The sequence below is a fragment of the Mycetohabitans sp. B46 genome, from assembly GCF_037389205.1.
Classification (GTDB): domain Bacteria; phylum Pseudomonadota; class Gammaproteobacteria; order Burkholderiales; family Burkholderiaceae; genus Mycetohabitans.
Map to the genome: position 1 here is coordinate 198,895 of NZ_JADBGL010000007.1, position 11,394 is coordinate 210,288.

The 11,394-nt window shown below is 61.6% G+C and carries 10 protein-coding genes and 3 pseudogenes; 8 read left to right on the forward strand and 5 right to left on the reverse strand.

Features of this window, described 5'->3' with window-relative positions:
* Positions 1-180: 180 nt before the first annotated feature.
* Positions 181-414, reverse strand: coding sequence for a hypothetical protein (locus tag IHE30_RS10005; RefSeq protein WP_337690270.1), 234 nt, complete (start codon positions 412-414; stop codon positions 181-183).
* Between the two features lie 67 nt (positions 415-481).
* Here IHE30_RS10005 and IHE30_RS10010 point away from each other — a divergent pair, with 67 nt between their 5' ends.
* The 7 genes and pseudogenes from IHE30_RS10010 to IHE30_RS10035 form a co-directional block, all read left to right on the forward strand.
* Positions 482-1,093, forward strand: a complete 612-nt coding sequence (locus IHE30_RS10010) for an alpha-ketoglutarate-dependent dioxygenase AlkB family protein (protein WP_337690271.1) — start codon at positions 482-484, stop codon at positions 1,091-1,093.
* Between the two features lie 4 nt (positions 1,094-1,097).
* Positions 1,098-1,456: pseudogene (locus tag IHE30_RS10015) on the forward strand (porin); the annotation flags it as partial.
* 14 nt (positions 1,457-1,470) lie between these two features.
* The gene (locus IHE30_RS15175) at positions 1,471-1,608 is read left to right on the forward strand and encodes a hypothetical protein (RefSeq protein WP_443193637.1); all 138 of its coding nucleotides are present in this window, start codon (positions 1,471-1,473) and stop codon (positions 1,606-1,608) included.
* A gap of 379 nt (positions 1,609-1,987) precedes the next feature.
* On the forward strand, positions 1,988-2,479 hold the full coding sequence (locus IHE30_RS10020; protein WP_337690272.1) for a sugar dehydrogenase complex small subunit: 492 nt from the start codon (positions 1,988-1,990) through the stop codon (positions 2,477-2,479).
* Between the two features lie 2 nt (positions 2,480-2,481).
* Positions 2,482-4,092 carry a GMC family oxidoreductase gene (locus tag IHE30_RS10025; RefSeq protein ID WP_337690274.1) on the forward strand — a complete coding sequence of 537 codons (1,611 nt, stop codon included), beginning with the start codon at positions 2,482-2,484 and terminating at the stop codon, positions 4,090-4,092.
* Between the two features lie 168 nt (positions 4,093-4,260).
* A protein-coding gene (locus IHE30_RS10030) for an IS3 family transposase (RefSeq protein ID WP_337688634.1) occupies positions 4,261-5,381 on the forward strand; the annotation gives its coding sequence in 2 pieces (ribosomal slippage) (positions 4,261-4,519 and positions 4,519-5,381; 1,122 coding nt in all).
* Positions 5,382-5,429: 48 nt separating this feature from the next.
* Positions 5,430-6,608 (forward strand): annotated as a pseudogene (locus IHE30_RS10035) (c-type cytochrome); the annotation flags it as partial.
* Here IHE30_RS10035 and IHE30_RS10040 read toward each other — a convergent pair.
* The gene (locus tag IHE30_RS10040; protein WP_337690276.1) at positions 6,605-7,999 is read right to left on the reverse strand and encodes a GntP family permease; all 1,395 of its coding nucleotides are present in this window, start codon (positions 7,997-7,999) and stop codon (positions 6,605-6,607) included. The pseudogene IHE30_RS10035 and the gene IHE30_RS10040 sit on opposite strands and share 4 nt — an antisense overlap.
* Positions 8,000-8,467: 468 nt before the next feature.
* On the opposite strand from IHE30_RS10040, the gene IHE30_RS10045 reads away from it, so the two are divergent.
* A complete protein-coding gene (locus IHE30_RS10045) occupies positions 8,468-9,001 on the forward strand; it encodes a hypothetical protein (protein ID WP_337690277.1) in 534 nt (177 codons plus the stop codon).
* Between the two features lie 83 nt (positions 9,002-9,084).
* Here IHE30_RS10045 and IHE30_RS10050 read toward each other — a convergent pair whose 3' ends face one another.
* The 3 genes and pseudogenes from IHE30_RS10050 to IHE30_RS10060 all read right to left on the reverse strand — a co-directional run bounded on the left by IHE30_RS10050 (position 9,085) and on the right by IHE30_RS10060 (position 11,321).
* A complete protein-coding gene (locus IHE30_RS10050; RefSeq protein ID WP_337690279.1) occupies positions 9,085-9,933 on the reverse strand; it encodes a hypothetical protein in 849 nt (282 codons plus the stop codon).
* 197 nt (positions 9,934-10,130) lie between these two features.
* Positions 10,131-10,425: pseudogene (locus tag IHE30_RS10055) on the reverse strand (serine O-acetyltransferase EpsC); the annotation flags it as partial.
* A gap of 131 nt (positions 10,426-10,556) precedes the next feature.
* Complete coding sequence (locus tag IHE30_RS10060) at positions 10,557-11,321, reverse strand: TetR/AcrR family transcriptional regulator (RefSeq protein ID WP_337690281.1); 765 nt, start codon at positions 11,319-11,321, stop codon at positions 10,557-10,559.
* Positions 11,322-11,394 lie beyond the last annotated feature (73 nt).

Here is an 11,394-nt window from a genome sequence, read left to right on the forward strand (position 1 = left end):
TGGCATCGTGGCGCTGTGCCAGGCTATGCCCGGTCCATCGAACAGCCAGCCAGTACCGCGGTCGGGTTGCGTCAAGTTGAAGTAGCGGGCGGTTGCTGCGACACGAGCCCCTGCAGGATGCGGCGCATCCACGTGGTGTCGTGCACGCTGGTGCAGCGCTTGTGACGCTGGTTGCAGGGCTCAGCCCAAGCCGTCGAGCATTGAGCTGAGCACTTCGTCGAACGCCTGTTGGGCGTCTTCTAATTCTTGCAGTGCCGCGTCAAAGGTAGTCAGCGCGAAGCCCGATGGGCGGCCGTCGCCTTCGGGCGGGAATTGTTTTTGCAACGCGGCGAATGCACTTTGCACGCCAAGGGTCGCGTTCACCACGCGCTGCATGGCGCGCGTTTCCGCTGCCCGGATTTGTTCTACCGACATGGTGCGCATCCTGAATGGTTGGAACAAAAGGGATACTATCAGGGCTGATGCGTCGTTTCGTCGTTCTATGCTGGATCTTTTTAATGACGTGCCGAAACCGGACATAGATTGGTATCCGGATTGCCTCACGCCTGCCGTGGCGGCGGACTCGCTGCGCCAGCTCACGGACGAGGTCGCGTGGCGCCAGGACTGGATCAATACACCGCGCGGCCGCATTCCACTGCCGCGGTTGACCGCTTGGCAGGGCGATCCCGACGCCGTCTATGTATATTCCGGCATTAGAAACGTGCCGACACGATGGACGCCCACGGTGCTGGCGCTGCGTCAAATCGTGGAGTGCGTGGCCGCCACGCGATTTAATAGCGTATTGCTCAATCGTTACCGTCACGGCAAGGATGGCATGGGTTGGCACGCCGATGATGAAGCGTCGCTGGGCCAGCAGCCTATCATCGGATCACTCAGTCTCGGAGCGGCGCGCGCCTTCGAGTTGCGCCATAACGCGACCGGAGCTGTGCATGCGCTCAGACTCACCAGCGGCAGCTTGCTCGTGATGCGAGGCCGCACGCAGGCTGAATGGAAGCACCGCGTGCCGAAAACTGCCGGACTGGCTGCTGAACGGCTCAATTTGACCTTCCGTTGGGTGGAGCCCACGCAGTGCACGGCGGCCGGGCGAGCGTGAGTGCGGCGCCTTTGCTGTCTCGGCTCACGCGCAAAGTAGTGTGACGCTTTATGGCACGCTTGACGCCGGTCTGGTCTATACCAACAATCAACTGGGCCACAGCAATGGGCAGCAAGTTGGCAGCAAGCAAGTGGCGCGGTATCGAATACCTATTTCGGACTGCGTGGCGACGAGGACTTGGGCGCTGGCCTGCATGCCATCTTTAAGCTGGAGAACGGCTTCCAATTGAATAATGGGCAATACAGCGAAAGCGGCTCGCTCTTCAATCGGCAAGCTTATGTTGGGCTACGCAGTGATCAGTATGGCGCGTTGACCCTGGGTCGCCCATACGATTCGGTGGCCAGATCCTTAGCGGCTTCGGCGGCACGAACCTCGGAATGGACAACTACGCGATCAACGGCCGCTATGCGTTGACGCCGGCGTTGAGCCTTGCAGTGGCTTATAAGTACACTGACGGGCGCGTCAGCGGCGCGAACGGCAACGGCGAGCCGACGTGGCATACCGTCTCACTGTAGGCAGCTTTTGCCGCCCGGCGCGTGCTGATGTATCAATGTTACACAATAGACGATTTTTCACACCGATTGCATTAAATTGATCTCGGCACCCGCTTCCCTATAATCGACACAACTTGTCGGCCATCGGTCAGGCTGCTAGGCGCCGTTGGTCCGATCGGCGGAGCAGTTTTTATTGACGCTGCGCCCAGTCTCGCGCGCACCCACTTCTTGTGCTGTACTACGCGGGCAAGCTCGCATCGTGCGTGGCACGGTGGCGCGTGCGAACGACTGCCGGCACGTGACGGTATACGCCGCTCGGCGCGCCCGGGCGCGCCACATGCTTCTCCTCAGTCCGCCCAGTCCTTTGGACTGCGTTATAAATCGAAAAGGAGAATGGCAAGTGAATCGAGACACCGTGGATCAGGCGGCAGCCGCCCTGCGCTCGGGTGCGCGCCGAGCCTGGCTGCAGAGGACGTTGGCGTGCGTCGCGGCAGGCCTAGTCGGATCGCCGCGGCTGCGCGCTGCCGCGCAGGGCAATGACGCATTGCTCGATGCATTCATGACCGTATCTCGCGCATTGACGGGTAAGGCGACGCTGTCTCGCGACGTAGGTGGACGCCTAGCTGAAGCGCTGCAGAAAAAAACGCCGGACTTGGCGCAGCGCATGCAGCAGCTCGCCGGTGCGTTGGCCTCGGGTAAGCTGGACGATGCACAGACGGCGCTGGCGCTGCGCATCCTGCAGGCATGGTACGTCGGCGAGGTCGACGGTATGGTCGTCACTTACGAGCAGGCACTGATGTTCGCCGTCGTGTCCGACACGCTCGTGATTCGCACTTACTGTCCGAACAAGCCCGGATTTTGGGCCAGCAAACCGATCGAGAGGCAAAGCTGACCATGGCCGATACCCAACAAGCCGACGTCGTGGTGGTCGGATCCGGCGTCGCGGGTGCAATTGTTGCCCACCAACTCGCGCTCGCCGGCAAGTCCGTGATCCTGCTCGAGGCAGGCCCGCGTATGCCGCGCTGGCAGATCGTCGAGCGCTTTCGCAACCAGCCGAACACGATGAATTTCATGGCGCCGTATCCGTCCAGCCGATGGGCGCCGCACCCGGAATACGACGCGCCGAACAACTACCTAATCTTCAAGGGCGAGCATCAATTCAACTCCCAGTACATCCGTGCGGTGGGGGGGACGACCTGGCACTGGGCGGCATCGACATGGCGCTTCCTGCCGAACGATTTCAAGTTGCACAGCGTCTATGGCGTCGCGCGCGACTGGCCGATCACCTATGATGATCTCGAGCCCTACTACTATCGCGCTGAACAGGTGCTAGGCGTCTCGGGGCCGAATCATGAGAATCTTGGCTCCCCGCGTAAGCAGCCGTATCCGATGGCGCCGCTGCCGTTGTCGTATAACGAACAGACGGTCAAGGACGCATTGAATCGGTATGATGCCGCGTTACATGTGGTGACCGAGCCGGTGGCGCGCAACAGCCGACCGTACGATGGCCGCCCAACGTGTTGCGGCAACAACAATTGCATGCCGATCTGCCCGATCGGTGCGATGTACAACGGCATCGTGCACGTCGAGAAGGCGCAGCGGGCAGGGGCGAAGCTAATCGACTGCGCGGTGGCGTATCGGCTGGATGTCGATGCGCAAAGGCGCATTGCCGCGGTGCGCTACAAGGATCCGCAAGGCGGCGAACACCGCGTGCGGGCGAAATACTTCGTACTGGCGGCCAACGGCATCGAGACGCCTAAGCTAATGCTGATGTCTACGAGCCAGGACTTTCCGCATGGCGTGGGCAATAGCTCAGACATGGTGGGGCGCAACCTGATGGACCATCCTGGCACCGGTGTGTCGTTCTACGCGAGCGAGAAACTGTGGCCGGGGCGCGGACCACAAGAGATGACGTCGCTAATTGGTTTTCGTGATGGGGCGTTCCGCGCCCGCCAGGCAGCCAAGAAGATTCACCTGTCGAACCTGTCGCGGATCGACCAGGAAACGAAGCGTATTTTCGCTCAAAACAAGCTGCTCAAGCCCGAAGAACTGGATGTGCAGATCCGCGATCGGTCGGCGCGCTACGTGCAGTTTGACTGCTTCCATGAAATCTTGCCGCAGCCGGCCAATCGCATCGTGCCTAGCACGACCCAGACCGACGCGCTGGGTATACCACGCCCGGAAATCACTTATCGGATTGATGACTACGTGATACGCGGTGCAGCGCATACGAGGCAGATCTACGCGAGCCTTGCCAAGGTGCTGGGCAGCACTGACGTGGTGTTTCGTGACGACTTTGCGCCGAACAACCATATCACCGGCTCGACTGTGATGGGCAGCGATCGCCGCGATTCTGTTGTCGATAAGGACTGCCGCACGTTTGATCACCCGAACCTGTTTATTGCAGGCAGCAGCACGATGCCAACGGTGGGTACCGTGAATGTGACGCTGACGATCGCGGCGCTGGCGCTGCGTATCGCGGACCAACTCAAAACGGAGGTTTGACGTGCCAACACGTGTGCCTTCGATGTTGCTGGCGGTGCTGTTTGGCTTGGCCGGCGTTGTCTGTACTCAATCGGCTGTCCCGGATGCCGCGTTGGTGAAGTGACCTGCCCCCGGCAAACAGGGCCGGCCGGAGTTTAGTAAAGTTCGTTTTCGGAGAAGAAGACGAACATGAAGAAGCGCTTTACGGAAGAACAGATCATCGGTTTTCTGAAGGAAGCCGAGGCCGGCAGGCCGGTCAAAGAGTTGTGCAGGCAATACGGGTTCAGTGACGCGTCGTTCTACACGTGGCGCGCGAAGTTTGGCGGCATGCAGGTGTCAGAAGCGCGCCGGCTCAAGGAGCTGGAAACCGAGAACGCGCGGCTGAAGAAGCTGCTGGCCGAGGCGATGCTCGATATGCAAGCGTTAAAGGTTGTCGTCAAGGGAAAGCCCTGAGCCCGCAAGCCAAGCGCGAAGCAGTCGCGGCGATTCGCAAGAAGGTGAATATCTCCGAGCGCCGCGCCTGCCGGCTTGTCGGGCTTTCTCGCAGCGTGTTGCATTACGAAGCGAAGCTGGACCACGAGAATGATGTGTTGAGGGCTCGCCTGGTGGAACTGGCGCACGAGCGTCGGCGGTTCGGTTATCGGCGATTACACGCGATGATGGAGCGCGAGGGTATCCAGGCGAACCATAAGCGCGTGCATCGCCTTTATCGTGAAGCGGGGCTTGCCGTACGGCGCCGTCGACGGCGCCACGGCGTCATGATTGAGCGCGAGCAGTTGGCGTTGCCAAGCGGACCAAACCAGGTGTGGTCAATCGATTTTGTGATGGACGCGCTGTCCAATGGGCGGCGTCTGAAGTGCCTGACCATCGTGGACGATTTCACCAAAGAGGCCGTGGATATCGTGGTGGACTACGGCATGTGCGGCTTGTATGTCGCGCGAGTGTTGGAGCGCGCCGCGCGTTTCCGAGGCTATCCAAAAGCACTGCGAACGGACCAGGGACCGGAATTTACGGGCCGGGCGCTTGATCAATGGGCGTATGCTAACGGGGTGAGCTTAAAATTGATTCAGCCGGGCAAGCCGACGCAGAATGCTTACATCGAATCGTTCAACGGCAAGTTCCGCGATGAATGCCTTAACGAACACTGGTTCACGAGTCTCGCGCACGCTCGCGCGCTTATTGCCGCGTGGCGCCAGGACTACAACGAGCAACGGCCGCACAGCGCACTGAATTACCTTTCGCCCGCACAGTTTGCGGCGAAATATCGGGCAACAGCGGATGCTCCTGCCGCTTTCCAGGAGCTGGTTTAAAAGGACTTTGCTAGAAGCCGGCTGGCCCTAACCAAGGGGGCAGGTCAGAAGCAGGGCGAATACCTGGCGGTGGCGGGTGATTGCATGGCATGCCATACTGCACCTCAGAGCAAGCCGTTCGCCGGTGGCTTGCCGCTTAAGATGCCGTTGCTTGGCACGATCTACTCGACCAATATCACGCCGGATAGGGAGACGGGCATTGGCGCATGGTCGCTGCAAGATTTCGAGCGCGCGGTGCGTCACGGCGTGTCCAAGGACGGGCACAATCTCTATCCGGCGATGCCGTATGTCTCGTATGCCAAACTCACCGATGCGGACATTAGCGCGCTTTACGCCTATTTCCAGCATGGGGTCGCGCCGGTCAGACAGCCGCAGCGCGCCGCCGATATCCGTTGGCCGCTGACCATGCGTTGGCCGCTGAAGATCTGGAATGCGATCTTTCTAAAAAACGGCCCATACCAGCCCAAGGCTGGCCGGGATGCACAATGGAATCGCGGTGCCTATCTGGTGCAAGGATTGGCCCATTGCGGCACATGCCATACGCCGCGTGGCTTTGCGTTGCAGGAACTGGCGCTGGACGAGACCGGCCAGCGTTTTTTGGGCGGCGCAGTGCTTGCCGGTTGGCAGGGTTATAACATCACCTCCGATCCCGACAGTGGCATCGGCAGGTGGTCGACGCAGCAGATCGTGCAGTACTTGCGCATCGGCAGCGTGCCCGGGCTCGCGCAGGCTGCCGGACCCATGGCCGAGGCGGTGCAGCACAGCTTTTCGCATATGACCGACGCGGACCTGACTGCGATCGCGACGTATCTGCACACGGTGCCGGCCGTGCGCGGCGACGCGCGGCGGGCCCGCCACGGATGGGGCAGTCCTGCGCGTGACGTGACCGCACTGCGCGGTGTGGCGCCCGATGCCGCGCGCGATCCCGTGCGCCTCTATCTTGGCAATTGCGCGACGTGTCACCACGCAAGCGGGCAGGGCACGCCGGATGGTTATTATCCGCCATTGCTGCATAACTCGACCGTGGGCGCGACGAATCCGACCAATCTGATCCAGGTAATCTTGCATGGTGTGCAACGCAATGCGGCCGGCAATGAGGTGAGCATGCCGGGATTTGCACAAGACCTGACTAATGCGCAGATCGCCGCGTTGGTGAACTACATCACACGACAGTTCGGTAATCCGGCCGTATCGGTCACCGAACGCGACGTCGCGAAGCTGCGCTAGCGGGTTGCATAGAACACCGCGATCACGAAGAATACAGCGAGTGTTTTGATGATAGTGACCGCGAAGATGTCGCGGTAGGATTCGCGGTGAGTCAGCCCAGTGATGGTCAGCAGTGTAATCACCGCGCCGTTGTGCGGCAGCGTGTCCATGCCGCCGCTGGCCATGGACACGACTCGGTGCAGCACGTCCAGCGGAATCTGGGCAGCCTGTGCGGCCTCCACAAACATGTCGGACATCGCCGCTAGCGCGATGCTCATGCCGCCGGAGGCCGTGCCGGTGATGCCGGCGAGTGAGGACACCGAGATCGCGGCGTTGAGCAGTGGATCAGGAATGCGCCCGAGCATGTCACTGACGACCACGAAACCGGGGAGGATCGCAATCACGGCGCCAAACCCGTACTCCGAGGCGGTATTGAGCGAAGCCAGCAATGCGCCGCTGACCGCGGCCTTGCTGCCGGCGATGAATCGCCGTGATACGCGCCCGAACGCGGTGGTGACGACGAGCAGGATGCCGAGCAGTATCGCCCCCTCGACGGCCCAGACCGCGACCACACTCTTGAGCGGTGTATTCAGTGGTGCGGTGATGCCCGGGAAGACCTCGGCGCTGACGGTGTGCTCGGCGCCGTACCATTGTGGGAGCAGTTCGGTTAGCGCAAAGTTGGCCACCCCCACGAGCACCAGCGGCGCGATGGCCAGCGCCGGGTGGGGCAGATTCGCCAACTCGACGTGCTCTGGTTCGTTGACCAGCGACGTGCCGTAGCCTTCGCCACGTTTAAGGGCGGCGCGCCGGCGCCATTCGAGATAGGCCAGCCCCACAACAAGGATGAATGCCGCGCCAATCAAACTCAGCATCGGCGCAGCCCAGGCGGTGGTTTTAAAGAAGGTGGTCGGGATGATGTTTGGGAGCTGCGGCGTGCCGGGCAATGCATCCATCGTGAACGAAAACGCGCCTAGCGCGATCGCGCCGGGTATCAGCCGCTTTGGGATGTTGCTTTGCCGGTATAGCTCGGCGGCGAATGGATACACGGCGAACACTACCACGAACAGCGACACGCCGCCGTAGGTGAGCAGCGCGCAGACGGCGACGATGACAGCGTTGGCGCGCGAGCGGCCGATGTACCGGATGGCTACGGCTACGATCGACTCGGAGAAGCCAGATAGCTCGATGACCTTGCCGAACACCGCGCCGAGCAGGAACACGGGGAAGTAGAGTTTGATGAAGCCGACCAGTTTCTCCATGAAGATGCCGGAGAATACCGGGGCGACGGCGGTTGGATCGGTGAGCAGTACCGCGCCCAAAGCGGCCACGGGGGCAAACAGGATTACGCTGTAGCCGCGGTAGGCGGCAAACATCAGAAACGCCAATGCGGCGATGACGATTAAGAACGACATGTTGATTCTCGCTCCATGATGGCCTTCAAAAGCCACTTGTATGATTTTCCTTGCCGTGCCTATGGCGCGGTGCAACGCTGGCTTCAGCACGGCTGCGCCATTGTGCCGCAAGCCGCACCGCACCGGTGACAAAAGGCACTCCAACGCCAGTTGTAGCAATAATCGACCGATGATGATGCCGCAAGGCGGCAATATTGTCTCATGATGCCAATATGAGGGAATCAGGAACGCGGGCTTTGACAGGCACTCAAAATCGCTCTGGTATTCGATTTTTGGCATCTGGCATCTGGCATCTGGCATCTGGCATCTGGCATCTGGCATCTGGCATCTGGCATCTGGCATCTGGCATACGGCATACGGCATACGATATCGGTATCGGGTATCGGGTAGCAGGTAGCAGGTAGCAGGTAGCGGATGCCGTGTCGATTGCTGGTAAAGTTGCGAATCCGTGTTTGACGAAGTAGCGAGGTGGATGTGGGAGTTTTGCAAATTTTCCGGCATAAGCAGCCGATCGCGGCCGCAACGATCGCCGTTGCGGCATTGGCGTGGCTCGGCGCGTGCGCGCCGGTCGCCGGCCCGCGCGATGCGGGCCCCGTCGGCACGGCGGCATCCGGCACCGAAGCCGCGTCGTCGAATGCCGCAAAAGGACCGCATGGCCTGGCACGGGATATTGTGGTAGGTGGCGATTTGGGCTATCACGTCACGCTGAAAATGACTCCCCCGGCGCAGGTGTGTGATGCCGATGCGTTCGTCGATGGTGTGAGGACAGGGTATATCACCACATGGAACGGCCTGGTTGCCGCCTCCGGCGGCGTGCCCGGCAACGGCGCATTGCGCCGTCCGGTGTTCGACCCGGCGCCCGTTGCGCCGGCCGAGGAGCGTTACCGATTACAGTGGAAAGGTGGCCCTGAGCCGGCCAATGCGTGTGCGGCGTACGCCTACCAGATTGGCAAGGTCATGGGCACCCGTCAGGCGTATATCGATGCGCGTGGCGCTTCCTGATCGCGGCGCGCGGCGATTGCCAAGCGTGTATAAGACGGGCGTCGCAGGGGCTGCTTCAGCGCGCCGCCGCTGAACTCTCATCGTCAACGATGGCCAACGATGCGGTTCCAGCCATGCCGGACCGACGTCTTCAGACGGCGCCACCCGTCGCTTGCGGGGGCAAGCCATGATGCACCGTGCGTGGCGCATGCGTTGCCGGCCTGCGCGGACGGGCGATTCTGTGGCTGGCGGCAGTGGCCCGCCAGCGGGTCGGTGAGCCCCAGTTCATCGGTCAAAGAGCGGACGACGTGGTGGTCGCCGTCCTTGTTCGAATCGCGTGGCGGCGTGGGCTCGGCATATGAGGCATCCGTGCGCGCGGCATGTGATGCAGCCGGGTGCGCGGTACGGCCCGTGAGTCCATCCTCATTATGTGGCGGGGTGATGTGGCTATCGACGTACCGTGCGCCGGCGGACAGCAACGTGTCGCGCGCCACCGGCACCTGCAGGTGCGCGTAGACGTCGACACTGACTAGCGCCGATCCGTCACGCGACGCTTGCCGATATCGGGCAGCCTGGAATGGAAAGCGTCGATGGCGAAACACAGCGGCAAGCCATTGCTCGATCGGCTCCCACGAGAGATGGACTGGCAACTCGTTAGCGCCTGCCGGCGTCTCGGCATCACGCGCCATCGGCGCTGACAGTTTGGTGCTAAGAGGCGGTGGCGCGTCGGGCGCAGTATGCGCGGCAGCGGTTCCATTGCGGGGCGCAGCGGGGGGCGGCTCAGCGTGCGCCGCCATGTCGGCCTGCTCCTGATTTTCGCCGAGTGGGCGCGCGCTGCGGCTCGCATCATGGATTTTAATGTCCGAATGGGGGAAGCCGGCTTCGGCTAATGCGTGTTCGGCCCGCATTGCATCATTGCGGTTGTCGAACACGCCGATCAATGTGTGTTTCATTTCACTACTCCATTGGGCGGATGTTCGCTTACGCAATGAGGGCGCAATTTTTAGGCCCAGGAAACGCTATTGCGACTGCTGAAATATTGAGTTGCTTTACCGGTAATTTATTGATGCATTGTGCGATGCTACGCTCCCAGCGCACCGCCCGCCTCGCCTGCGTCGGACACGCCGGTGTCGCTATGCCGCACGCGGCCTTACGAGATCGCGCTGCCCGGTGGCACGCTGTGCGTAAGCCACACGTTGCCGCCGATCACTGAGCTGCGACCGATCGTAATGTGACCCAGGATCGTGGCCCCCGTCTCGGCGCGCGCGCAACACGCCCTCGGGCAGGTCTTTCTTGTCCGGGGTAAAACGCAGTGCACGACGCAACTGCTCGTATAGCACGCGCAGCGTCTCGTTCAGTGTGTTGCCGACGAAAAAATCAATGCTCTTGTTGGTCAGATCGGGGGTGCCGAAGTGCGTCGGGAACAGCACTACGCGCAGGTTCGATCGCGGCGTCTCGGGTGGGCAAGCGTACCATTGAGCACGCGCCGATGATCGGCACGGCGCGACCTCATCCTGCATGAGCGAGGTGGGCACGGTCAATTGAATGCATGTCCGCTCACGAATGTATCGAGACGTCAGCGTGCCGGCAGGCGTCCCAGCGCCTGCTCGACGTCGTCGCGAAACTGCACCAACGCAGCCCATTGCGCGTGGCTTGGCTGCACGGCGTGGCTCGGCTGCAGCGCGCTCCACAGCATGTCGATCAGCTGCTCGATGGTCGCCTCGATATCCGTCGCCCGCTTGGCCAGTGTCGCATCCCACAACACATGCTCCATCGGGCCGAAGATCATCGAGCGCAACAGGCGCAGCGGCACATCACGCCGGATCTGCCCCAGTCGCTGGCCGTGGGCCAGCACATCCATCAGCGGCTTCGTATAGCGGCGTTGCAACTGCACAAATGTTTCGCTTAATTCGTGGTGCTTGGTGCGGCCCTCGGACAGCACCAGCGAACATAGCCCGGTGCCGTTGAGCAGCATCAGCCGTAAGTGCGTGCGCACGATGAACGCGAATTGCTGCCGCACCGAGCCGTCGCGAGGCAGGCCGCGCTCGGTTGCGTCGATGATCTCGTCGTACCAATCGCTGATCACGCGTGCGCACAACTCACGCTTGCTAGAGAAGTAGCTGAACACCGTCGCCTCCGCAATCCCCACGCGCTGGGCGATCTCGGCGGTCGTCGCCTGCTCGTAGCCGCGTTCGGAAAACACGTCGCGGCCCACGCTCAGGATCTGTCTGACGCGCTGCTGCGATTTGGCGCCAGCCGGCACCCGGCGTGTGGCGGTGTCCCGTGGCGACGGGGGCCTGCCAGAAGCGGGGGCCGTGGGCTTAGCGATGGGGTCGTTCATGACAGTGGGGGAATCGAATCGTGATATTGTGAGCTTCACTCAAAAAATCTTTGCGTCAAACGCCAGAGTGGAC